Source organism: Mycobacterium sp. (assembly GCF_035570115.1).
GTDB lineage: Bacteria > Actinomycetota > Actinomycetes > Mycobacteriales > Mycobacteriaceae > Mycobacterium.
Genome location: NZ_DATMLH010000052.1, coordinates 20,383 through 42,297, shown reverse-complemented (window position 1 = coordinate 42,297; position 21,915 = coordinate 20,383). Strand labels below are relative to the sequence as shown.

General features: G+C 64.9%; 23 protein-coding genes and 3 tRNA genes. 11 read left to right on the top strand and 15 right to left on the bottom strand.

Annotation, left to right across the window (positions count from 1 at the left end; all coding sequences use genetic code 11):
- Positions 1-96 precede the first annotated feature (96 nt).
- The 8 genes from VNW74_RS03820 (at position 97) to VNW74_RS03785 (ending at position 8,002) form a co-directional block, all read left to right on the top strand.
- Positions 97-696, top strand: a complete 600-nt coding sequence (locus VNW74_RS03820; RefSeq protein ID WP_325675287.1) for a DinB family protein — start codon at positions 97-99, stop codon at positions 694-696.
- Positions 683-1,606 (top strand): alpha/beta fold hydrolase, encoded by a 924-nt coding sequence (locus VNW74_RS03815; protein ID WP_325675277.1) that lies wholly within the window; start codon positions 683-685, stop codon positions 1,604-1,606. Before VNW74_RS03820 ends, VNW74_RS03815 begins: the two co-directional genes overlap by 14 nt.
- A 52-nt stretch (positions 1,607-1,658) precedes the next feature.
- Entirely contained in the window at positions 1,659-3,005 is a 1,347-nt protein-coding gene (locus tag VNW74_RS03810; RefSeq protein WP_325675276.1) for an AarF/ABC1/UbiB kinase family protein, read from the top strand.
- A gap of 72 nt (positions 3,006-3,077) precedes the next feature.
- Positions 3,078-3,923 (top strand): alpha/beta fold hydrolase, encoded by an 846-nt coding sequence (locus tag VNW74_RS03805; RefSeq protein WP_414686588.1) that lies wholly within the window; start codon positions 3,078-3,080, stop codon positions 3,921-3,923.
- 132 nt (positions 3,924-4,055) lie between these two features.
- Positions 4,056-4,919, top strand: coding sequence for a cyclopropane mycolic acid synthase family methyltransferase (locus VNW74_RS03800; protein ID WP_325675274.1), 864 nt, complete (start codon positions 4,056-4,058; stop codon positions 4,917-4,919).
- Positions 4,920-5,069: 150 nt separating this feature from the next.
- Positions 5,070-5,966, top strand: a complete 897-nt coding sequence (gene mmaA4, locus VNW74_RS03795; protein ID WP_325675273.1) for a hydroxymycolate synthase MmaA4 — start codon at positions 5,070-5,072, stop codon at positions 5,964-5,966.
- Between the two features lie 107 nt (positions 5,967-6,073).
- Positions 6,074-6,772: a YciI family protein gene (locus VNW74_RS03790; protein ID WP_325675272.1), complete on the top strand. Its 699-nt coding sequence runs from the start codon at positions 6,074-6,076 to the stop codon at positions 6,770-6,772.
- A 3-nt stretch (positions 6,773-6,775) separates the two neighbouring features.
- Positions 6,776-8,002, top strand: a complete 1,227-nt coding sequence (locus tag VNW74_RS03785; protein WP_325675271.1) for an RNA polymerase sigma factor — start codon at positions 6,776-6,778, stop codon at positions 8,000-8,002.
- 19 nt (positions 8,003-8,021) lie between these two features.
- Here VNW74_RS03785 and VNW74_RS03780 read toward each other — a convergent pair whose 3' ends face one another.
- The 12 genes from VNW74_RS03780 to VNW74_RS03725 all read right to left on the bottom strand — a co-directional run bounded on the left by VNW74_RS03780 (position 8,022) and on the right by VNW74_RS03725 (position 14,925).
- Positions 8,022-9,896 carry a fatty acyl-AMP ligase gene (locus VNW74_RS03780; RefSeq protein ID WP_325675270.1) on the bottom strand — a complete coding sequence of 625 codons (1,875 nt, stop codon included), beginning with the start codon at positions 9,894-9,896 and terminating at the stop codon, positions 8,022-8,024.
- A gap of 64 nt (positions 9,897-9,960) precedes the next feature.
- Positions 9,961-10,668, bottom strand: coding sequence for a 50S ribosomal protein L1 (gene rplA, locus VNW74_RS03775; protein ID WP_325675269.1), 708 nt, complete (start codon positions 10,666-10,668; stop codon positions 9,961-9,963).
- 93 nt (positions 10,669-10,761) lie between these two features.
- The gene (gene rplK, locus VNW74_RS03770) at positions 10,762-11,190 is read right to left on the bottom strand and encodes a 50S ribosomal protein L11 (protein WP_325675268.1); all 429 of its coding nucleotides are present in this window, start codon (positions 11,188-11,190) and stop codon (positions 10,762-10,764) included.
- A 28-nt stretch (positions 11,191-11,218) separates the two neighbouring features.
- A complete protein-coding gene (nusG, locus tag VNW74_RS03765) occupies positions 11,219-11,947 on the bottom strand; it encodes a transcription termination/antitermination protein NusG (RefSeq protein WP_414686587.1) in 729 nt (242 codons plus the stop codon).
- Between the two features lie 142 nt (positions 11,948-12,089).
- Positions 12,090-12,533, bottom strand: a complete 444-nt coding sequence (gene secE, locus VNW74_RS03760; RefSeq protein ID WP_325675266.1) for a preprotein translocase subunit SecE — start codon at positions 12,531-12,533, stop codon at positions 12,090-12,092.
- 283 nt (positions 12,534-12,816) lie between these two features.
- Positions 12,817-12,889 (bottom strand) — tRNA-Trp (locus VNW74_RS03755).
- Between the two features lie 191 nt (positions 12,890-13,080).
- Entirely contained in the window at positions 13,081-13,581 is a 501-nt protein-coding gene (hadC, locus tag VNW74_RS03750; protein ID WP_325675265.1) for a (3R)-hydroxyacyl-ACP dehydratase subunit HadC, read from the bottom strand.
- A 2-nt stretch (positions 13,582-13,583) separates the two neighbouring features.
- On the bottom strand, positions 13,584-14,012 hold the full coding sequence (hadB, locus tag VNW74_RS03745) for a (3R)-hydroxyacyl-ACP dehydratase subunit HadB (protein WP_325675264.1): 429 nt from the start codon (positions 14,010-14,012) through the stop codon (positions 13,584-13,586).
- Positions 13,999-14,475, bottom strand: a complete 477-nt coding sequence (gene hadA, locus VNW74_RS03740) for a (3R)-hydroxyacyl-ACP dehydratase subunit HadA (RefSeq protein WP_325675263.1) — start codon at positions 14,473-14,475, stop codon at positions 13,999-14,001. Before hadA ends, hadB begins: the two co-directional genes overlap by 14 nt.
- Positions 14,476-14,523: 48 nt before the next feature.
- Positions 14,524-14,691, bottom strand: a complete 168-nt coding sequence (gene rpmG, locus VNW74_RS03735; protein ID WP_003898538.1) for a 50S ribosomal protein L33 — start codon at positions 14,689-14,691, stop codon at positions 14,524-14,526.
- A gap of 37 nt (positions 14,692-14,728) precedes the next feature.
- A tRNA-Met gene (locus VNW74_RS03730) sits at positions 14,729-14,802 on the bottom strand.
- 50 nt (positions 14,803-14,852) lie between these two features.
- Positions 14,853-14,925 (bottom strand) — tRNA-Thr (locus VNW74_RS03725).
- 258 nt (positions 14,926-15,183) lie between these two features.
- Between VNW74_RS03725 and VNW74_RS03720 the strand changes: the two genes are divergently transcribed.
- From VNW74_RS03720 to VNW74_RS03710, 3 genes are all read left to right on the top strand, one after another.
- Positions 15,184-15,900 (top strand): MBL fold metallo-hydrolase, encoded by a 717-nt coding sequence (locus VNW74_RS03720; protein WP_325675262.1) that lies wholly within the window; start codon positions 15,184-15,186, stop codon positions 15,898-15,900.
- 74 nt (positions 15,901-15,974) lie between these two features.
- Positions 15,975-16,814 carry a hypothetical protein gene (locus VNW74_RS03715; RefSeq protein WP_325675261.1) on the top strand — a complete coding sequence of 280 codons (840 nt, stop codon included), beginning with the start codon at positions 15,975-15,977 and terminating at the stop codon, positions 16,812-16,814.
- 47 nt (positions 16,815-16,861) lie between these two features.
- The gene (locus VNW74_RS03710) at positions 16,862-17,557 is read left to right on the top strand and encodes a crotonase/enoyl-CoA hydratase family protein (RefSeq protein ID WP_325675260.1); all 696 of its coding nucleotides are present in this window, start codon (positions 16,862-16,864) and stop codon (positions 17,555-17,557) included.
- A gap of 93 nt (positions 17,558-17,650) precedes the next feature.
- Here VNW74_RS03710 and VNW74_RS03705 read toward each other — a convergent pair whose 3' ends face one another.
- Genes VNW74_RS03705 through kdpA form a run of 3 tightly spaced genes read right to left on the bottom strand, consistent with a single transcriptional unit; the run spans position 17,651 to position 21,789 of the window.
- Positions 17,651-18,679, bottom strand: coding sequence for a patatin-like phospholipase family protein (locus VNW74_RS03705; RefSeq protein ID WP_325675259.1), 1,029 nt, complete (start codon positions 18,677-18,679; stop codon positions 17,651-17,653).
- Positions 18,680-18,720: 41 nt separating this feature from the next.
- The gene (locus tag VNW74_RS03700; protein ID WP_325675258.1) at positions 18,721-20,118 is read right to left on the bottom strand and encodes a DUF2254 domain-containing protein; all 1,398 of its coding nucleotides are present in this window, start codon (positions 20,116-20,118) and stop codon (positions 18,721-18,723) included.
- Positions 20,119-21,789 (bottom strand): potassium-transporting ATPase subunit KdpA, encoded by a 1,671-nt coding sequence (gene kdpA, locus VNW74_RS03695; protein ID WP_325675257.1) that lies wholly within the window; start codon positions 21,787-21,789, stop codon positions 20,119-20,121. It lies immediately after the preceding gene.
- Positions 21,790-21,915: the final 126 nt, after the last annotated feature.

The window sequence follows — 21,915 nt, the reverse complement described above, 5'->3', positions numbered from 1 at the left end:
CCCGCACCCTACGGCCGGACCAGGCGCCGCGCGGCGTCACTGGCGCGGCGTTTTTCGGCTTGGTATGACGGGTTCATGCCCGCTCTCGCCTCGCCCGTGACCGATGAACGTAGCGCCCTGCGTGAGTACCTGGCCTTTCACCAGAGCGCGTTCTTCGCGGTGGCCTATGGCCTCACCGACGAACAGGCTCGCTCACGGCCAACGGTCGGCGCATTGTCGGTCGGCGGGCTGATCAAGCACGCCACCGGTATGCAGCGCAGCTGGATGGCCCGGGTCGCCGCCGCGCCGGACGCCCCGCCGCGGGACACCCGACCGTTCGACGAGATCGCCGCGGACTTCGCCGACCAGCACGTGATGCGGCCCGACGAGACGCTGGCCGACCTGCTGAGCGGTTACCGGGCCCAGAACGCCGCATCGCTGCATCTGGTGGACACCGCCGACCTGGACGCCGCCGTCCCGGTCCCCCACGACATCCCGTGGTTCCCGAAGAATCTCGAGGCGTGGTCGGTGCGATGGGTGATCCTGCACGTGATCAACGAGCTGGCCCGGCACTCCGGGCATGCCGACATCATCAGGGAGAGCATCGACGGCGCCACCATGTACGAGCTGATCGCCGGTCTGGAGGGCTGGGAGATCACGGGCTGGGTAACGCCCTGGAAGTCTCAGCAAGAACCGACGAAGAATGCTGACTCGTAGCGGCCTCGCCCGCCGTGAGACGGCGCAGGGCGCCGTCGAGCTCTATTACGAAGACCTCGGCGACCCGGCCCGCCCGGCGGTGCTGCTGATCATGGGGCTCGGCGCCCAGCTGCCGATGTGGCCGGACGGCTTCTGCGCTCAGCTCGTCGACGCGGGGTATCGGGTGATCCGGTTCGACCACCGCGACACCGGGCTGTCGGCCAAGATGCACGGGATGCGGGCCCAGGGCGCGGTCCATCGCCGGGTATGGCGCTATCTGCTGGGCCGCACCAGCCCGGTGCCCTACACGCTGGTCGACATGACGCACGACGTGGTCGCACTGCTCGATCATCTCGGCATCGCCCGGGCACACGTCGTCGGCGCCTCGATGGGCGGGATGATCGCCCAGATCCTGGCCGGCACCGAACCGCAGCGGGTGGCATCGCTGGGCATCATCATGTCCACCACGGGCAAACCGTTCTCCCGGTTGCCGGCGTGGCGGGTGATCCGGCTGGCGTTCGGCGGTCCCGGCGACGATGCCTCCGACGAGGACAAACTGGCCTTCGAGGTACGCAACGTCGCGGTGTTCAACGGCCCCAACTTCTTGCCGCCCGAGGCGCAGCTCCGCGAGCGCGTCCGGCAGCTCGCCGAGCGGTCCAGCTATCCGCCCGGCATGCTGCGCCAGTTCGACGCCGTGCTGGGCACTGGCAGCCTGCTGGCCTACAGCAAGGCGATCACCGCGCCGACGGTGGTGCTGCACGGTTCGCGCGACCCCATGGTGCGGCCGCGCAACGGTCGCGGGGTCGCCGCGGCCATCCCGGGCGCCCGGTTCGTCGTCGTCGACGGCATGGGCCACGACCTCCCCGAACCGGTGTGGCGCCCGATCGTGGAGATCCTCACCGAGAACTTTGCTCGCGCACGCGCCCGGTGAGCGGGCTCACAGGAATTGGGACTTGACACCACCGGTTTGGCAGACTGCACAAATGAGTTCCAACAACCACCGCGAGGTAGCCAAGCTTGACCGGGTGCCGTTGCCGGTCGAGGCGGCCCGCATCGGCGTGACCGGTTGGCAGCTCACCCGCACCGCCGCGCGCGTCATCACCAAGCTGGCGACCAAGGGTCCGATGCAGCAAAAGGTGATCAAGCAGATCCCGCAGACCTTCTCTGACCTGGGTCCCACTTACGTCAAATTCGGCCAGATCATCGCGTCCAGCCCGGGCGCGTTCGGCGAAGAGCTGTCGCGTGAATTCCGCGGCCTGCTCGACAGCGTGCCACCGGCAGACAAAGACGAGGTGCACAAGCTGTTCGCCAAGGAGCTGGGCGCCGACCCGTCGGAGCTCTTCGCCAGCTTCGATGACGAGCCGTTCGCGTCCGCGTCCATCGCCCAGGTGCACTACGCCACCCTGCGCACCGGCGAGGACGTCGTAGTCAAAATCCAGCGGCCGGGTATCCGCCGCCGGGTGGCCGCTGACCTGCAGATCCTCAAGCGCTTCGCCCAGGCTGTCGAGCTGGCCAAGACGGGCCGGCGATTGTCCGCACAGGACGTCGTCGCCGACTTCGCCGACAACCTGGCGGAGGAGCTGGACTTCCGCCTCGAGGCGCAGTCGATGGACGCCTGGATCTCTCATCTGCACGGGTCACCACTGGGCAAGAACATCCGGGTGCCGGAGGTGCACTGGAAGTTCACCACCGAGCGGGTGCTGACGATGGAACGGGTGCAAGGCATCCGCATCGACAACGTCGCCGAAATCCGCAAGGCCGGGTTCGACGGCACCGAGCTGGTCAAAGCGCTGGTGTTCTCCCTGTTCGAGGGTGGGCTGCGGCACGGCCTGTTCCACGGCGACCTGCACGCCGGCAACCTCTACGTCGACGACCAGGGCCGCATCGTGTTCTTCGACTTCGGCATCATGGGCCGCATCGATCCGCGCACCCGCTGGCTGCTGCGGGAGCTGGTGTATGCGCTGCTGGTCAAGAAGGATCACGCCGCGGCCGGCAAGATCGTGGTGTTGATGGGCGCCGTCGGCACCATGAAGCCCGAAGCTCAGGCCGCCAAGGACCTGGAAAAGTTCGCCACGCCGCTGACCATGCAGACGCTGGGCGACATGTCCTACGCCGACATCGGTAAGCAGCTCTCGACGCTGGCCGACGCCTACGACGTCAAGCTGCCACGCGAGCTGGTGCTGATCGGCAAGCAGTTCCTCTACGTCGAGCGGTATATGAAGCTGCTGGCGCCGAGCTGGCAGATGATGTCCGACCCGGAGCTCACCGGGTACTTCGCCAACTTCATGGTGGAGGTCGGCCGTGAGCACCAATCCGACGCTGAGGTTTAGAGAGGTCTAGCCCCTGTGGAAATCCGAAGCGGCACAACACGTTCCGGCGATCTGGATATTTACTACGAGGACATGGGCGACCCGAAGGATCCGGCTGTGCTGTTGATCATGGGGCTGGGCTCGCAGCTGCTGCTGTGGCGCGACGGGTTCTGCGAGAAGCTGGTCGCAGAAGGACTGCGGGTGATCCGCTATGACAACCGGGATGTCGGCCTGTCCGGTAAGACGAAGCGGGGGCATTCCGAGGGGCCGTTGATCCCGCGGATGCTCAAGTTCTGGGTGGGGATGCCCGGCCAGGCCGACTACACGCTCGAGGACATGGCCGACGACGGGGCCGCGGTGCTTGATCACCTCGGGATCGAACGGGCGCACATCGTCGGGGCCTCGATGGGCGGCATGATCGCCCAGGTCTTCGCCGCGCGGTTACGCGCGCGGACGCGGTCGCTCGCGGTGATCTTCTCCAGCAACAACCGGCCGTTCTTGCCGCCGCCGGCCCCGAGCGCCCTGCGCGCGCTCCTCAACGGGCCGCCGCCCGGTTCGCCGCTCGACGTGATCGCCGACAACGCCGTGCGAGTGTGGGGAGTCATCGGCAGTCCCCGCTATCCGGCTCCCCAACAGCGGATCCGGGCCGAAACGATCGAGGCCTACGAACGGTGCTACTACCCGTGGGGCATCAGCCGGCATTTCAGCGCGATCATCGCCAGCGGCAGCCTGCTCCGCTACGACCGCCAGATCACCGCGCCCACCGTGGTCCTGCACGGCCGCGCCGACAAGTTGCAGCGGCCATTCGGCGGCCGGGCGGTTGCCCGCGCGATCCGGGGCGCCCGCCTCGTCTTGATCGACGGCATGGGCCACGACCTGCCCGAGCAGCTGTGGGATCGCATCACCGGCGAGCTGACGGCCACGTTTGCCCAGGGCTGACCACCCGACGACAGGTTTTCCGATTGGGTCGGACCAGGCCGATCGACTACCATGACTGGCGGATCACTGGGGGGCGGGCAGTCGCACTCGCCGGGGGTGGACACCGTGAAAACCAGGAAGGCGCACGCGCGCATGGCGGGAAAACTCAGGCCGCATTTCGAGGACGTCCAGGCCCACTACGACCTGTCTGACGACTTCTTCCGGCTCTTCCTCGACCCGAGCCAGACCTACAGCTGCGCCTACTTCGAGCGTGACGACATGACGCTGGAACAGGCTCAGCAGGCCAAGGTCGACCTGGCGCTGGGCAAGCTGGGCCTGCAGTCGGGAATGACGCTCCTCGACGTGGGCTGCGGCTGGGGCAGCACGATGCGCCGCGCGATCGAGAAGTACGACGTGAACGTCGTCGGCCTGACCCTGAGCAAGAACCAGGCCGCGCACGTGCAGAAGATGTTCGACGAGCTGGACAGCCCGCGCGACAAGCGGATCCTGCTGGAGGGCTGGGAGCAGTTCGACGAGCCGGTGGACCGGATCGTGTCGATCGGCGCGTTCGAGCACTTCGGCCACGACCGCTACGACGACTTCTTCAAAATGGCCCACGGAGCCCTGCCCGACGACGGGGTGCTGCTGCTGCACACGATCACCGGCCTGACGCCGGCGCAGATGACTGAGCGCGGCATGCCACTTACCTTCGAGTTGGCCCGTTTCATGAAGTTCATCATCACCGAGATTTTCCCGGGCGGCCGGTTGCCGTCGATCGAGAAGGTGGAGGACCACTCGTCAAAGGCCGGCTTCACGCTGAGCCGCAGGCAGTCGCTGCAGCCGCACTACGCCAAGACCCTCGACCACTGGGCCGCGGCGTTGGAGGCGCACAAGAGCGAAGCCATTGAGATGCAGTCCGAAGAGGTCTACGAGCGCTACATGCACTATTTGACTGGATGCGCGAAGGGATTCCGGGTCGGATACATCGACGTCAACCAATTCACACTGGAGAAATAGCGTTCAGCCACGCGAAAGAAAAACGGAGACTTCGTCCGAGTATTGGACGATGCCGGGTATGGTGCTCTCACCACAGACGACTTGTGCAATCGGCGAGCACACAACCCGGGAGCGGCAACACCCCAAGCAGTAGGAAGGCCAAGAAAGCAGATGCCTGACAAGCACGCCAGTTCCACAGAGACGCGGACGCGTCCCGAGGACATCCAGGCACACTACGACCTCTCCGACGACTTCTTCGGATTGTTCCAGGACCCGACGCGGACATACAGCTCGGCCTACTTCGTGCGCGACGGCATGACGCTGGAAGAAGCCCAGATCGCCAAGGTCGACTTGAACCTTGACAAGCTGGACCTGAAGCCCGGCATGACGCTGCTGGACATCGGCTGCGGCTGGGGCACCACGATGAAGCGCGCCGTGGAGAAGTACGACGTCAACGTGATCGGCCTGACGTTGTCCAAGAACCAGCACGCGCGGGCCCAGCACGTGCTGGACGGCATCGACACCCATCGCTCGCGGCAGGTGCTGCTGCGCGGCTGGGAGGACTTCAGCGATCCCGTCGACCGGATCGTGTCTATCGAGGCGTTCGAGCACTTCGGCTTCGAGAATTACGACCGCTACTTCAAGAACACGTTCAACATCATGCCCGAGGACGGGCGGATGACGGTGCAAAGCAGCGTCGCCTATCACCCCTACGAGCTCAACGCGCGTGGCAAGAAGCTGACGTTCGAGACGGCGCGGTTCATCAAGTTCATCCTCACCGAGATCTTTCCCGGGGGCCGCTTGCCGTCCACCGCGATGATGGTCGAGCACGGTGAGAAGGCGGGTTTTGTGGTGCCCGAACCGCTTTCGTTGCGACCAAGCTACATCAAGACACTGCGAATCTGGGGCGACGCGCTGGCGGCCAACAAGGACAAGGCCATCGAGATCACCTCGGAAGAGGTCTACGAGCGCTACATGAAGTACCTGCGCGGCGCCGAGTACTACTTCACCGACGAAATGCTGGACGTCAGCCTGGTCACCTACCTCAAGCCGGGAGCCGCGGCTTAATCTTTTTCCGCATTTCCTAGCGCCTGCTGTCGGATTGTGGCTGCGCCGTTCGTCGGACAGGTAGAGAGTGGAACACAGGGTTCCGCTCACTACCGGAGGTAACCACAATGCAGTACTTAGCTTTGTTGATCGGCCAGGAGCGGGAGCTCACGCCCGACCAGGGGGCCAGCGAGATGGCGGCCTACCAGAATTTCCACGCCAAAGCGGCGTCGGCGATCCGCGGCGGTGACGCGCTGTTGCCCGCGGCGACCGGTGTGCGCATCTCCGGCGGCCCGGACGCGCCGACGATCACCGACGGCCCGTTCGTCGAGGCCGCCGAGGTCGCGGGCGGCTATTACGTGTTCGAAGCCGAAAACCTCGACGACGCATTGGCGTTGGCCCGCGATATTCCTGCCGCCAAGTACGGCGCCATCGAAGTTCGGCCGATCTACCACACCGTCGATCCCGAATGGTCGCGCTCCGACGGCCAGTGGCTGGCGCTGCTGCTGGAACCGCCCGCATCGGCCAATGTCCCCGGCACGCCGGAGTGGGAGGCGGAAGCAGCGCGGCACGGTGAATTTGCTGCTGTCGCAGGCGATCACATTGTCGGCGGGGCCGCATTGCACGAGCCGGCGACGGCGACCACGGTGCGCGTCCGTGACGGCGAGGCGCTGTTGACCGACGGGCCCTACGCCGAAGCCGCCGAGATCGCCACCGGCTTCTACGTGCTGACCGCCGGCGACCGTGACGAGGCGGTCAAACTGGCCGCGATGATCCCTGCCGGCGCGGTGCAACTGCGCCAGTTGGCGGGAGTCTCCGGCCTGTAGAGCATGGCTGACCTGGACGGCGTCTTCCGGCGCGAGTGGGGCCCGGCTGTGGCCACGCTGGCCCGGTGGTCGGGTGATCTCAGCGTCGCCGAGGACGCCGTCCAGGAAGCCTTCGCCGAGGCGCTGCGGGTATGGCCACGCGACGGCGTGCCCGACAACCCCGGCGGGTGGGTGCTGACTGTGGCCCGCAACCGTGCCCGCGACCGGCTGCGCCGCGAATCGGTCCGTCCGGGAAAGGAATCGGCGGCCATGAATGGGTACGTGGAGAGCATCCGGGCGCGCACCGATCACGCCGAACCACATCCCGTTCGTGACGACGAGCTGCGGATGATGTTCACCTGCGCACACCCGGCCCTCGACCGGGTGTCGCAGCTCGCGCTGACCCTACGACTGGTCTCCGGGTTGACCGTGGCGGAGATCGCCCGCGCACTGCTGCAGACCGAGGCCGCGGTCGGCCAGCGAATCACCCGCGCCAAGAACAAGATCCGGCACGCCAATATCCCGCTGCGGGTGCCACCCGCCGAGTTGCTCCCCGAACGCACATCACATGTGCTCAGTTGCGTCTACTCGGTGTTCACCGAAGGTTACTGGTCGACAGCGGGCCCGTCGGCGATTCGCGACGAGCTATGCGACGAAGGGGTCCGACTGGCTGGCGAGTTGTGCACCCTGATGCCGACTGAGCTGGAGGCGCATGCGCTGGCCGCCCTTGTCCTGCTGCATGATTCGAGACGGACAACCCGGGTTGACGCCGCCGGCGCGCTGGTGCCGCTCGAAGAGCAGGACCGTCGCCGCTGGGACGGTGGCCGGATCTCGCGCGGCCTGGATCGGCTGCGGGCGGCCCACGGTTCCACCGGCCCGTATCTGCCACAGGCGGTGATCGCCGCAATGCACGCGACGGCGCCATCGTGGGAACAGACCGACTGGCGCGGTATCTGCGCGGCCTACGACACCCTGTTGGCGATGACCGATTCGCCGGTGGTGCGCGCGAATCGGGCTCTGGCGGTTGGTTTCCGCGACGGCCCGGACGCCGGACTGGCCGCGTTGGAGAAGGTGGCACATGATCCGCGGCTGGCGCGCTCCAATCTGGTCGCGTCGGTGCGCGCCGACTTGCTGCGGCGGGCGGGACGACGCGACGATGCCGTAACCTGGTATCGAACGGCGTTGGCGTCCAATGGTTCCGAGCCGGGGCGCGACTACTTGCGCCGCCGCATCACCGAATGCGGCGGGTAGGCGCTATTGCCCAGCCCGGTCAGTGTTGGCCGCGTAGGCCCAACTCGCCGTTGAGATACTGCGCCCGACACGCCCGACGCGCCAGCTTGCCGCTGGTGGTTCGCGGGATGACGCCGGCGGCCACCAGCAGCACATCGGACAACGGCAGGCCATGCCGGCGCGATACCGCCGCCCGGATGGCATCGATCACCGGCTGCAGGTCAGCCCGGCCCGCGCCCACCGCCCGTTCGGCAACGATGACCAGACGCTCGCCGGCCTCATCGGCGGGCGCTCCCGGCACCTGGTTCGCCGGCACCGAGAACGCCGCGACATAACCCGATCGCACAGCCGACGACGCCTCGGCCGTGGTGGCCTCGATATCCTGCGGATAGTGGTTGCGGCCATCGACGATGATCAGATCCTTGATACGCCCGGTGATGTAGAGCTCGCCGTCGAGGTAGACACCGAGATCACCGGTCCGCAGCCAGGTGGCCTCGCTCGGTGCCCCGTCCGCATGACTGCCTACCGGCAGTGGGCGCTGCAGCTTGTTGCCGAACACCTGCTCGGTTTCCGCGGGGCGTGCCCAATAGCCGCGGCCGATATTGTCGCCGTGCAACCAGATCTCGCCGACCTCCCCGTCGGGCAGTTCTACCTCGGCATCCGGGTTCACGATGACGCCCCACTGACTGCGGGAGATCCGGCCGCAGGAAACCTGTGCGATGGCGTTGGCCGCGTCCGGCGAGACCCGAACGGCACGCCCGACGCCCAACTGGTCGCGGTCCAGGTAGACAAGGGTTGCCCCGGCAGCGGGGGCGATGGTCGAGACGAAAAGGGTCGCCTCGGCCATGCCGTACGACGGCTTGACCGCCGTGCTCGGCAGGCCGTACGGGGCGAACGCCGCGTTGAACTTTGCGATCGAGTAGATGCTGACCGGTTCGGAGCCGTTGATCAGCGACACCACATTGCTCAGGTCGAGGTCCTCGCCGGCATCCGGAAGCCCGCGATCCACGGCCAGGTCGAACGCGAAATTCGGAGCCGCCGCGAATGTGCGCCCATGCCGAGACTCCGCTGCCAGCTGGCGGATCCACCGATGCGGCCTTCGGACGAACGCGATCGGCGACATCAGAGTGACCTGGGTGCCGAATACCGCCACGCACACGATCATCAACAGGCCCATGTCGTGGTAGAGGGGCAACCAGCTGACGCTGCGGATGTCGTAGTCCATACCGGTCGAGATGACCATCTGCAGCACGTTGGTGCCGATTGCCCGATGGGTGATCTCCACACCGACCGGGGCCCGTGTCGACCCGGAGGTGTACTGCAGATACGCGATGTCGTCGGTGTCGAGTTGAACCGGCGCGAATGTGGCGCCCACCGAGTTGGGGATTTCATCGATCGCGATGACCCGCGGTCTGCGGCTGCGCGGCAACGACCGGACAAACTCCTGAACCGCCGCACCCGCGGCCGCGGTGGTCAGCACCGCCGCGGGCTGGGCATCGCCGAGCACTGTGTCGAGGCGCTCCGCATGCCCAGGCAACTCTGGCGCGAACAACGGCACCGCGATGTTACCGGCCTTGATCGCGGCGAAAAAGCCGACGATGTAGTCGATGCCCTGCGGAGCCAGTATCGCCACCCGATCACCCCGGGAGGTCACCTGCTGCAGGCGAGCGCCGATCGCCCGCAACCTGGTGCCCAGCTCGGCCCAGGTCAAGCTGATGGCCGTGCCGTCGTCGTTCCGGGTGTAGTCGAGATAGCGGTACGCGACGGCATCGCCGATGTCGGCGATGTGGCGGTCCAGAAATGACACCAGGTTGACGCCGTCTGGCAGGGCGATGCCGCCATCCGCATCGAGGTAGTCGGTCAACTCCAGCCGATTTCCCCGACCACGAGTTTCGTTCCCTGAGGCACTTCTCATGGAAAAAGTCTAAGAGACGGAGGTGTGTTCTACTATCGATGACCCACCGTGAATACCCGAGTGCTTAGGCCTCGGCGACGTTACGGGTGATCGACGGGTCGACCGGGATGCCCGGGCCGGTGGTCGTCGACACCGTGATCTTCTTCAGGTAGCGACCTTTCGACGACGACGGTTTGTGCCGCAGCACCTCGTCGAGCGCCGCGCCGTAGTTCTCCGCGAGCTGCTTCTCGTCGAAGGACGCCTTACCGATGACCAGGTGCAGATTGGCCTGCTTGTCGATCCGGAAGTTGATCTTGCCGCCCTTGATGTCAGACACCGCCTTGCTGACGTCCGGGGTGACGGTGCCGGTCTTCGGGTTGGGCATCAGGCCACGCGGCCCGAGGATCCGCGCGATCCGGCCGACCTTGGCCATCTGGTCGGGGGTGGCGATCGCCGCGTCGAAGTCCAAAAACCCGCCCTGGATCTTCTCGATCAGGTCGTCACTGCCGACCACGTCAGCGCCGGCCGCGGTTGCCTCCTCGGCCTTTTCGCCCACCGCGAACACCGCCACCCGGGCGGTCTTACCGGTGCCGTGCGGCAGGTTCACCGTGCCGCGGACCATCTGGTCGGCTTTGCGCGGGTCAACACCGAGCCGAATGGCCACCTCGACGGTCGCGTCCTGCTTGGTCGACGACGTCTCCTTGGCCAGCTTGGCCGCTTGCAGCGGCGTGTAGAGGCTGGTGTGGTCCACCTTCTCGGCGGCGGCGCGATATGCCTTGCTGTTCTTGCTCATTCGATAATCCAATCTGATGTTGGGTTGTGGTTAATGAAGCGGGCCGAAGCTGGCCCTCCCACGGATATTGAATTGTCGTTCTCCGGCCGAGAGCTACTCGACGGTGATCCCCATCGACCGGGCGGTGCCGGCGATGATCTTGGCGGCTGCGTCGATGTCGTTGGCGTTGAGGTCGGCCTTCTTGGTCTCGGCGATCTCGCGGACCTGATCCCAGCTGACCTTGGCGACCTTGTTCGTGTGCGGCTCGGCCGATCCCTTGGCCACCCCAGCAGCCTTGAGCAGCAGCCTGGCCGCCGGCGGGGTCTTGAGCGCAAAGGTGAAGCTGCGGTCCTCATAGACCGTGATCTCCACCGGGATGACATCGCCGCGCTGGCTTTCCGTCGCAGCGTTGTAGGCCTTGCAGAACTCCATGATGTTCACGCCGTGCTGGCCGAGCGCGGGGCCGACCGGCGGCGCGGGGTTGGCTTGCCCGGCCTGGATCTGGAGCTTGATCAGCCCGACGACTTTCTTTTTCGGGGCCATGAGATGTTGATGTTCCTTTCGTGCAGCGCTAAATCTTCGAGACCTGGGTGAAGCCCAGTTCCACAGGTGTTTCGCGGCCGAAGATGGACACCAGCACCTTGAGTTTCTGTTGTTCGCCGTTGACCTCGTTGATCGTCGCCGGCAGCGTGGCGAACGGCCCGTCCATCACGGTGACCGACTCGCCGACCTCGAAGTCGACCTCGACCACCGGACGTTCCAGACCGCCTTCGCTGGCCGCGGCGGCAGTGCTCGCCGCGCCCTTGGCAGGTTTCTTGGCCGCGCCCTGCGGCAGCAGGAACTTCACCACGTCGTCCAGCGAGAGGGCCGACGGGCGCGAGGTCGCGCCGACGAACCCGGTGACGCCGGGGGTGTTACGCACCGCCGACCAAGAGTCGTCGGTCAGGTCCATGCGCACCAGGATGTAGCCGGGCAGCACCTTGCGGTTGACCTGCTTACGCTGGCCGTTCTTGATCTCGGTGACCTCTTCGGTGGGCACTTCCACCTGGAAGATGTAGTCGCCGACGTCCAGGTTCTGCACGCGGGTCTCGAGGTTGGCTTTGACCTTGTTCTCGTATCCGGCGTAGGAGTGGATGACGTACCAGTCGCCGGGCTTGCGGCGCAGGTCGGCTTTCAGTGTGACGGCCGGGTCGACGTCTTCATCGTCTTCATCGCCCGACGCGGCGGCCTCGGCCGACTCTTCGGGCGCAGCGGCCTCCGCAACGGTGTCGTCAGTCAACGTCGTGGCGTCGTCGGCCACCGCGTCCGGGGCACTCGCCTCGTCGGTGACCTCGTGTAAGGCCTGTTCGATGTCGACCGTCTCACCCACGGGCAGATCGCCGTCGGAGGTAGTCACGGTTTTTTGGTCCTTCCTATACGTCAGCTCTGGCACGTCTGCGGCCTCAGCCGAATACCTCTAGCACCAGCTTGGCCAAGCCCAGGTCCACCAGGCCGATCAATGTCACCATGAACACCAGGAATGCCAGCACCACCGAGGTGTAAGTCATCATCTGCTTGCGGTTGGGCCAGATGACCTTGCGCAGCTCGGCGACAACCTGCTTGAGGTAGTTGTAGACATAGACGATCGGGTTGGTCGACGACCCTTGTGATTTGCGGGCCTTCTGAGCCTTTTTAGCCTTCTTGGGCTTCTTGCCCGCCCCATCGTCTGCGGTGCTCTCGGTGAGCTCGACCGCACCCGACGAGCTCTCATAGGTGTCGTCGTTCTCCGCGCCCTCCGCTTGCTGACGGGACCGCTTGCCGGTAGGGCGCTGCGGCCGCGTCACCACTGCCGTGCGGCCGCGCGCTTCCTCGGCTGCGGCGTCGGCATCGTCGCGTTCGTCGCTCACCGCATGCTCCTTCGTTCAACCTCGTGTTGGTGGTCACTCTCCAGTGTCCACCATCGCACTCACTTCTGGTCCGGCTTCTCCCCGGGCCGTTCCGGCCCGCATCGTCACCGCTTCAACTTCTGGTCCGGCTTCTCCTCGGGCCGTTCCGGCCCGCATCGTCACCGCTTCAACTTCTGGTCCGGCTCCTCCTCGGGCCGTTCCGGCCCGCATCGTCACCGCTTCAACTTCTGGTCCGGCTCCTCCCCGGGCCGTTCCGGCCCGCATCGTCACCGTACGTATTCAGCAGGGGCGACAGGACTTGAACCTGCAACCTGCGGTTTTGGAGACCGCTGCTCTGCCAATTGAGCTACGCCCCTTCGCCGGTTGGCAGGCCAACCTGCTGGTGCCGGGGCTTTACCTGTGCGCCGCTCCTCCGCATCGCTTCGCTCTGCATCGTCGTCGGCTCGCACAACGCGCGCGCTCTCCACCTGTTCGAGTGAAGAAAACACGCTGGTAATGGGAAAACCCCGAGGTCCGAGTGTACATCGGAGCAGGTGTCAGGTACTAATTACGCCGTCCTGACGACCTGCCCGGACTCCATGTCCCACTTGAGATTGATCGAGTCGTCGCCCTCGTGACCCATCACCGTGGTGTAGGCCTCCAACACGACCTCTCCGGCCTGGTTGGTGCAGGTGTTCCTGGTGACGACGATGTCGGCGCCGAACCGTTCGGCGACGGAGTAGACCTCCATCCGGGCATGCAGCACATCACCGGCCAGGATCGGCTTGTGGAAGACGAAGCGCTGGTCGACCTGGACCATCTGCAGCGTCTCGTAGCCGGTGTCGACCTTCCGCATGAAGTCCGCCTGGACCAGCTTCCCGAGGATCGTGACGAAAGTCGGCGGCGCGACGAGGGCGTCATACCCAAGTTCAGCGGCCGCCTCTTCATCGAAGCAGGCGGGGTCGTCGGCCTTCACCGCCCCGGCGAATTCGCGGACCTTCTCCCGGCCCACCACCCAGAAGTCGGGGTACTCCCACACCATGCCGAGGATGTCGCTATTGATCGCCATCGTTACGCCAAATTCGCCGAGGCGACGGCCCGGCCGAAGATCTTCTTGCCCCCCGTCGTGGCAGTGATCGCGACCGTCACCGACTTGCTGTCGGGATCGAGCGACTTCACTCGGCCGGTGAACACGATCTCGGCGCCCTTGTCGTCGTTGGGTACCGGCACCACCGCGGTGAACCGCACGTTGTACTCGGTCACCGCGCCGGGGTCGCCGACCCACGAGGTGACGTAGCCGCCGCCCAGCCCCATGGTCAGCATGCCGTGCGCGATCACCGTGTCCAGCCCGACAACCTTGGCGATCTCGTCGTCCCAGTGAATCGGGTTGAGATCACCGGAGACACCCGCATAGTTCACTAAATCCTGACGGGTCAAGGCATAGACCTTCTCCGGAAGCTGGTCACCCACCTTCACCGAGTCGAATTCACGCAGTGGCATGGCTGAAACCCTCTTCCCCTTCTTCAGCACGGCCCGCCAGGGTCGTGTAGGTCTCCTGTACGACCTCACCAGCTTCGTTGGTGACAGTTTGCTTGGTCACGATGATCTCGGTGCCGTGGGCGCGCCGTACCGACTCGATGGACACATCGCAGTACAGGCGGTCACCAACCTTGATCGGTGCCAGGAACGTCAAAGTCTGGTCGACCTGCACGATCTGCGCGTCGTCCGTCACGATGTTGGCGTGCTCGAAGCACGCCGCCACCGCTTTGTACACGAACACCGAGATGAACGTCAGCGGCGCCACCAGCCCGTCATAGCCGAGCTCGGCCGCGGCCTTCTCCTCGAAGAAGCAGGGGTCGTCGTTTTTGACGGCGACGGCGTATTCCCGGATTTTCTCCCGCTCCACCACGTAATGGTCGGGAAAGCGGAAGCGCAATCCGACCACGTCTTTGCCCAACGACACAGCTCTAGAACCTACCTAGTCAGTCTGAGTAATAGCGCGCGGTGATCCCTAGCGCGTCTCGCGGTGGGCCTGGTGCTTGCCGCAGTTGGGGCAGAACTTCTTCAGCTCCAACCGGTCGGGATCGTTGCGGCGGTTCTTCTTGGTGATGTAGTTGCGGTGTTTGCACACCTCGCACGCCAAGGTGATCTTGGGCCGTACGTCGGTACTGGAGGCCACTTCGGTTCTCTTTTCGAATTGTGTCGTTGTTGTCTTGTAGCGATGGCCGGACTCGAACCGGCGACCTAACGATTATGAGTCGTTCGCTCTAACCGACTGAGCTACATCGCCTCGGGGCCTCAGCCCCCGTTCTGGGCCGCCTGCCTGCTCGGCGTCCGCCGAGCCCCCTAACGGAATCGAACCGTTGACCTTTTCCTTACCATGGAAACGCTCTACCGACTGAGCTAAGGGGGCCTCACCCGAAGCGACCAGTCGGGTCGTACCGCGGGCCTAAAAGAGGGTACAGCCTGCGTTGCGGGCGCACCAAACCCAGCGGCTATCCGAAAATCGCCATCGGCGAGTCGCCCGGATTCACCCGGCGTCGCGGCGATGGCGCGAATCCAGCGCGGCCAGACCGAACGGATCGTCGTCGTCATCCGCGCCGGCTTCGAAGTCGGCAGTGAGCAGCGACCGGAGCGCAACGTCGACGGCTGGGGGCCATAGGCTGAGCAGGTGCCTGATTCCGACCGGCTGTACTTCCGCCAATTGCTCTCCGGCCGCGACTTCGCCAAGGGTGACGGGGTCGCGACGCAGATGCGCAACTTCGCGTACTTGATCGGTGATCGCCAGACCGGCGACTGCCTGGTGGTCGACCCGGCATACGCGGCCGGCGATCTGCTCGACGCGCTCGAGGCCGACGGCATGCACCTGTCCGGGGTGCTGGTCACTCATCACCATCCCGACCATGTCGGCGGCTCGATGATGGGCTTCGAACTCAAGGGGCTGGCCGAGCTGCTGGAGCGGATCGGCGTTCCGGTTCACGTCAATTCCCATGAGGCGCTGTATGTTTCGCGCGTCACCGGGATCAGCATGGGCGACCTCACCCAGCATGAACATGGCGACAAGGTCAGCGCCGGCGACATCGACATCGAGTTGCTGCACACCCCAGGCCACACGCCGGGCAGCCAATGCTTCCTGCTCGACGGTCGGCTGGTTGCCGGTGACACGCTGTTTTTGGAAGGTTGTGGCCGCACCGATTTTCCCGGCGGCGACTCCGACGAAATGTTCCGCAGCCTGCAAAAGCTTGCCCAACTGACTGGTGATCCGACGGTATTTCCCGGACACTGGTATTCGCTCGAACCGAGTGCGTCGTTGTCAGAGGTCAAGCGCTCGAACTATGTCTATCGGGTCGCCAATCTCGATCAATGGCGAACGTTTATGGGGGGGTAAATGCAGCATTTACGGGCCGCTCAGCGAATTTTCACGCCCGTAAGCGCTGTGGTATAAGCGGAGGGATGGATTCGATGGGATGGATCCAAGATCATTGGCACCAGGTGGCGGGCGCGGCGTCCGGCACCTGGTTGGCGTCGGCCGTCTGGGCTTTGCTTGTGCTCGGCGTGGTCGCCCTCATCTTTGCCAATCAACAGATCCGACGTAATCGTCGGCTCGCAACCGAAGAGACTCGACCACACGTCGGGATGTTCATGGAGCCGCATGCCTCCGACTGGCATGTGATCGAGCTCGTGGTGCGTAACTTCGGCAAGACCTGCGCCTACGACGTCCAGTTCACGTTTCCACACCCGCCCACCGTCGCCGAATACGAAAACGCCACCGACGGTTATGCGGATGTCGTCGAACTGCAACTCCCCCACCAGTTGCCGGCCCTGGCGCCCAGCCAAGAGTGGCGCACGGTCTGGGATTCCGCGCTCGACCGCGCCGAGCTCGGTGAGGGCATCGAGTCGCGTTTCCCGGGCACGGTGACCTACTACGACCGCGTCGATACTCCTCGCGGGTGGAAGTTCTGGCAGCGACGTCGGCGTCCGTTCGAAACCAAGGTGGTGCTGGACTGGGCGGCGCTTCCGCCCGTTCAGCGGATCGAGTTGATGACCAACCACAACCTGGCCAAGCGGGAAAAAGAGAAGCTCGAGTTGTTGCGCAGCCTGCTGACCTATTTCCACTACGCCACCAAGGAAACTCGCGCAGATGTCTTCCGCAGCGAGATCGAACGGATGAACCGCGCGGTGGAGGAAACCAAGGATCGCTGGCGCACCCGTCAGATCGACGCGCCGCCGACCGATGTGAGTGTGCGTTGGGGTGACGCCCAGGACGAACTGGGCAAGCACCGCGGCGAGCGGGTGGTCTGACGACGCCGCTACGGCTGGCGCCAGGTCGATCTGATTCAATCGAGCCTATGAGCGGCCCGGTCACCTATCGTCTCGACGATTCCATCGCTTTCATCACCATGGACGACGGCAAGGTCAACGCGCTCGGTCCGAGCATGCAGCAGGCCCTCAACGACGCGCTCGACAACGCCGACCGCGACGACGTCGGCGCGGTCGTGATCGCCGGAAACAACCGGGTGTTCAGCGCTGGGTTCGACCTGAAAGTCCTCACCTCCGGTGAGGTTCAGCCCGCGATCGACATGCTCAAGGGCGGCTTCGAGCTGTCGCATCGGCTGCTGTCCTACCCCAAGCCGGTGGTGATGGCCTGCACTGGCCACGCCATCGCGATGGGCGCGTTCCTGCTGGCCAGCGGCGATCACCGGGTGGCGGCGCCGGCCTACAACATTCAGGCCAACGAGGTCGCGATCGGCATGACGATCCCGTATGCGGCACTGGAGGTGATGAAGCTGCGGCTGACCCGGTCGGCGTACCAGCAGGCCGCGGGGCTGGCGAAGACGTTCTTCGGCGAAACCGCAATAGCCGCAGGCTGGTTGGACGAAATCGTGTTGCCCGATATGGTGCTCAGCCGCGCCGAGGAAGCCGCACGGGAATTCGCCACCCTCAAGCAGCACGCGCACGCCGGAACGAAGTTGCGGACCCGGGCCGATGCGCTCGCCGGCATCCGCGCGGGGATCGATGGCATGGCAGCCGAGTTCGAGGTCTAGCGCAGGGCAGCCAAGCTCTGGCCCTCGCCTCCTCCCGTGGATCCAGTGTGGCACATCGGCGCCCTCGGGTCATTTCGAGCGGCGCGACCTTCCTCACACCGCTCGTCGGTAGCGATCCAGGTATTGCGTCCAGTTCCAGGTCGACAAGAACGCCTCCGCTGCGTCGTAGCCGCGCTGGTAGAGCCCCTGCATCTGCTGTTTGGAGATCTTGAAGTCGAGAAATCCGACTTCGGTCGAGTCGACGCGGATGGCCCGCGCACTCACCCAGGGCTGGTTGAGGTAGGCCTGGTCGCGGCCGACGATCATCGTGGTGATCAGCTCTTCCAGCAGCGGCGGACCTCCGAAGAGCCAATTCACCGGCCCCAATGCGGGAATCACCTTGTCGTTGCCCTGCGGAAGATTGGGTAACAACGTGACGCCGAACGTCGGCCAACGTGGTGGTTTGCCATCACGCCGGTCGAATGAGTCGATCGGGAAGTTCGACAGCAGCCCGCCGTCCACCAGCGTCGACGTCAAGCCGCTGGTGCTGGTCAGCTTGGCCGCCTGGAAGAAGAACGGAATCGACATCGAAGCACGAACCGCGTCGGCGACCTCTTGGTCGTCGGGGTCCAGCCCGTAGAGCCGGTGGTAGTCCCACGGCAGCCGCACCAGCTGCCCGGTGGTCACGTCGGACACGGTGACCACCAACCGGTAACGCTGCTCCGGTGGCAGGCTCGCGTCGTCGAACGCAAGATCGCCGAAGGTGCGGACCCCCAGGTTCTTCAGCTCAGAACGGATCCACTCGTGGGCGTAATCGCCTTTGTAGATACCGGTTTCGCTCAGCACACCCCACGCCGGGCCGAGCAGCGGAATGCCGGTGAGCGGTGTCGGGTCGAGGAATTTGGGGTACGGCAACGTCATGGTGAGCTGCTCGACCTGCTCGGGGGACAGCTGGTCGGCGCCGGCCGCCAAGATGGCGGCGACGATCGAGCCCGCCGAGGTCCCGGAGACGCGTTCGATCGCGTACCCCGCCTCCATCAGCGCGACGACGGCGCCGGACAGGCCGATGCCCTTGACGCCGCCACCGGAGAGGACAAGATCCGCCTTCAGCGGGGCGTGCTGTGCCGAGGGTTCGTTAGTCATGGCGCGACTGTAGCCGCTACCGACGACGGTGCTCGCTTGACTCAGCGTGCCCGTCCGCCGTAATCGAATCCGTTGCTAATCGGTGTAACCTCGGCCAGCCGTGGCGTCGCGGTCCGGTCGACCAGCGCCATGACCACCTCGTAGCGCTCTGTGACGTCTTCGCGGTCTGAAGGGTCGGGTACCGTGGCCAGGTTGGACCGCTGTATCGCCTCGGCCTGGCGGATCAACGGGGTCTGGTGTGCACGGTCAGGGGTTTGTTCGATGATCTTAGCCAGCGCTTCGAGTTGCCGGATCATGATGGCGGGCATGCCAACTGCGGCCTGGCGGATGGTATCGAAGGTGCGCTCCACGAGCCGCTCGAAATCGGGCTGGTAGGCGATGACGCGTATGTGGCCCTCAGCGTCGCGCCGGATCCGCTGTGGGCGCCATGATTTGGAAATTCGGCACAAGCCATCGGCGATCCAGTCTACGCAGGTCATCCCGGTGAACGTGTCGTTGACTGCCGGCGATAGTGCGCGCAAAGCGATCTCGACCAGTTGATCGAAGCCGAACGAAATGTCCTGTGGAAGTGTGCGATAGGCACCAGTGATGTGGCCCAGTGCAAGCCTCACTGCGACAGATTCGGCAGCCTCGGGCGGCCACACCGCGGCGATCACCTGACCTGCGACCACGAAATGCCCAGGGCGGTAAGGTAACTGAATGACCGCATCGGCCTCGGTAGCGATCTTCAGCAGAGAGTCATGCCGGACGACCTGGAGATAGCCGCTGCGCGGCGTGCGGATCGGGGCACCAGATTCCGCCAACCGGGCACACAATTCTTCGTGCGACGGGCCACGCGCCGCGCCGACCCCGAACTCGACACCGCGATCCAGCGCCGCGATCTCGTTGTCCAATGTTGCCGCAATGCGGGCAATTACCACCGGGAGCTGGATCATCGAAGCGATGTGATTGAGGAAGAAGATCAGTACGGCCACGTCAGCCAACGTCAGCATGAACGTCACCGTGATCGACAGATGCGGAACGAAATCACCGTGCGGGCCGCCGCCGACCGAAACCAACGCGACCATCGCGTAGCAAAACGACGCGACGAACGTTCCCAACGAAAGTTGAGTTCCCGGATCGCGCACGAAGTTGCGCAGCATCCGCGGCCCGAACTGCGTTGAGGCCAGTGTCAGCGCCACGATGGTGATCGAGAAAACGATCCCGACCACGGTGATGATCGCCGCCGCGACCGTGGCCAACACGACTCGAGCCGAATCGGCGCTGCCATTAAGCACCCAATTCGGCAGCCGGATCCATCCGTCATAAGCGGAGCGATCGACCGTGTAGGTGATGCCGAACAGCACGACTATCCCAAACGTCTGCAATATCGGAACGAGCCACAGGTTGGTCCGCAGCTGCTCCCGCCGCCAATCGGCTTCGAAGTAGGGACCGCGCATCTAGTGGATTCCGTCCGCAAGGGGTCCAAGTGCCAACGCCGGCAAGAAGGTTAGCGCGCACAGGATCACCGTCACCGCCGCGACCAGGCCGACGAATTGCGGGCGATGGGTAGGCAAGGTGCCGATCGACGCCGGCGTGTGACCCTGGCGGGCCAGCGATCCCGCGAGCCCGAGCACCAGGATCATCGGCAGGTACCTGCCCAAGAGCATCGCCAGGCCTAAGGCGGTGTTGTAGAACGTGGTGTTTGCCGCCAGGCCCGCGAACGCCGAGCCGTTCGTGTTGCCCGCTGAGGTGAATGCGTAGAGCACTTCCGACAAGCCGTGTGGCCCGGTGTTGGCCATGCTGGCCCGCGGGCCCGGGAACGCCATCGCGATCCCGGTGCCAACCAATACCGCCAGCTCGGTGGCCAGGATAAAGGTTGTCGACAAGGTCATTTCGCGGGCTCTGATCTTCTTGCCGAGGTATTCCGGTGTGCGTCCGACCATCAGCCCGGCGATGAACACCGATATCACTGCCAGCAGCAGGAGGCCGTAAAGGCCCGAGCCGATCCCGCCCGGCGCCACCTCACCGAGCTGCATGTTGAACATCGTCATCAGCCCGCCCAGGCCGGTGTAGGAGTCGTGCATCGAGTCGATGGCGCCGTCGGAGGTGAGCGTGCCGGTGTCGGCAAAGATCGCCGAGTCGAAGACCCCGAAACGCTGCTCGATGCCCTCCATGGCGCTCCCGGCCGCCGTGGGGACGGTGCCGTGATGTCCCGACTGGAACAGCAGGATCAGGGCGATGCTCATCACGGCGAGGACGCCCATGATCGCGGCGATCGCGTAGCCCTGTTTCTTGCTGTTGACCATGCGCCCAAAGGTACGGGGCAGCGCGAAGGGGATCACGAACATCAGAAATATTTCCACCCAGTTCGTCCACGAGCTGGGATTCTCGAACGGATGCGCGGATTGCGCGTTGTAGAACCCGCCGCCGTCGCCGGTGATCAGCTTGACGGGTTCCTGGCTGGCGATCGGTCCCCCGGTGATGGTCTGCTGGGCACCGCTCAACGTGGTGACGACCTGGTCGTGCAGGTGGAAATTCTGGATGATCCCGCCGGCGAGCAGCACGATGGCGCCGATGAACGCGATGGGCAGCAAGATGCGCAACGCGCCCCGGACCAGATCCACCCAGAAGTTGCCCAGCTCTTCGGTCTTTTCTCGGGCAAAGCCGCGGACCAGCACCACCGCCACCGCCATGCCCACCGCACCGGAGAGGAAGCTTTGCACGGCGATGCCGGCCATCTGCACCAGGTGGCCCTCCGTCGACTCACCCGCATACGATTGCCAGCTGGTGTTGGTCACAAAGCTGACCGCGGTGTTCCACGCCAGCGACGGGGTCATCTTGGTCGCCGGATCATGCAGGTGCAGCGGCAGTTTGTCCTGGAATAGCTCGAAGAAGAACAGGACCAAAATGCCGACCGCCGAGAACGCCATAACGCTGCCGGCATACCCGCGCCACGTCTGTTCGGCTTTGGGGTTGACGCCGGCAATGCGGTAGATGGCCTTTTCGATTTTCAGGTCCCGCGGCGAGGTGTAGACGCGGTACATGTAATCACCGAGCGGTACATGCACCGCCACCAGCGCTGCCACCAGCAAAACAAGAAAAGCGATTCCCGCGAATGTAGTACCCAAATTACGACCCTTCCGGAAATAGCAGCACCGCGACCGGGTAAGCCGCCAAGACCGCCAAGAGCGCCAAGCCGACGAGGACCATCGAAAGGCACCGTCCAATCCGTTGACGAGCACCAAGCGACTCGG

What these genes read in the sequence shown, in the direction of transcription:
- VNW74_RS03815 (WP_325675277.1), top strand. Translation starts at nt 683, where the DNA reads ATGCTGACTCGTAGCGGCCTCGCCCGCCGTGAGACGGCGCAGGGCGCC.
- VNW74_RS03710 (WP_325675260.1), top strand. Translation starts at nt 16,862, where the DNA reads ATGAGCGGCCCGGTCACCTATCGTCTCGACGATTCCATCGCTTTCATC.
- VNW74_RS03780 (WP_325675270.1), bottom strand. Translation starts at nt 9,896, where the DNA reads ATGAGAAGTGCCTCAGGGAACGAAACTCGTGGTCGGGGAAATCGGCTG.
- VNW74_RS03810 (WP_325675276.1), top strand. Translation starts at nt 1,659, where the DNA reads ATGAGTTCCAACAACCACCGCGAGGTAGCCAAGCTTGACCGGGTGCCG.
- VNW74_RS03790 (WP_325675272.1), top strand. Translation starts at nt 6,074, where the DNA reads ATGCAGTACTTAGCTTTGTTGATCGGCCAGGAGCGGGAGCTCACGCCC.
- hadC (WP_325675265.1), bottom strand. Translation starts at nt 13,581, where the DNA reads ATGGCGATCAATAGCGACATCCTCGGCATGGTGTGGGAGTACCCCGAC.
- VNW74_RS03805 (WP_414686588.1), top strand. Translation starts at nt 3,078, where the DNA reads ATGGGCGACCCGAAGGATCCGGCTGTGCTGTTGATCATGGGGCTGGGC.
- VNW74_RS03715 (WP_325675261.1), top strand. Translation starts at nt 15,975, where the DNA reads ATGGGATGGATCCAAGATCATTGGCACCAGGTGGCGGGCGCGGCGTCC.
- rplK (WP_325675268.1), bottom strand. Translation starts at nt 11,190, where the DNA reads ATGGCCCCGAAAAAGAAAGTCGTCGGGCTGATCAAGCTCCAGATCCAG.
- hadB (WP_325675264.1), bottom strand. Translation starts at nt 14,012, where the DNA reads ATGCCACTGCGTGAATTCGACTCGGTGAAGGTGGGTGACCAGCTTCCG.
- VNW74_RS03800 (WP_325675274.1), top strand. Translation starts at nt 4,056, where the DNA reads ATGGCGGGAAAACTCAGGCCGCATTTCGAGGACGTCCAGGCCCACTAC.
- VNW74_RS03700 (WP_325675258.1), bottom strand. Translation starts at nt 20,118, where the DNA reads ATGCGCGGTCCCTACTTCGAAGCCGATTGGCGGCGGGAGCAGCTGCGG.
- VNW74_RS03705 (WP_325675259.1), bottom strand. Translation starts at nt 18,679, where the DNA reads ATGACTAACGAACCCTCGGCACAGCACGCCCCGCTGAAGGCGGATCTT.
- rplA (WP_325675269.1), bottom strand. Translation starts at nt 10,668, where the DNA reads ATGAGCAAGAACAGCAAGGCATATCGCGCCGCCGCCGAGAAGGTGGAC.
- VNW74_RS03785 (WP_325675271.1), top strand. Translation starts at nt 6,776, where the DNA reads ATGGCTGACCTGGACGGCGTCTTCCGGCGCGAGTGGGGCCCGGCTGTG.
- mmaA4 (WP_325675273.1), top strand. Translation starts at nt 5,070, where the DNA reads ATGCCTGACAAGCACGCCAGTTCCACAGAGACGCGGACGCGTCCCGAG.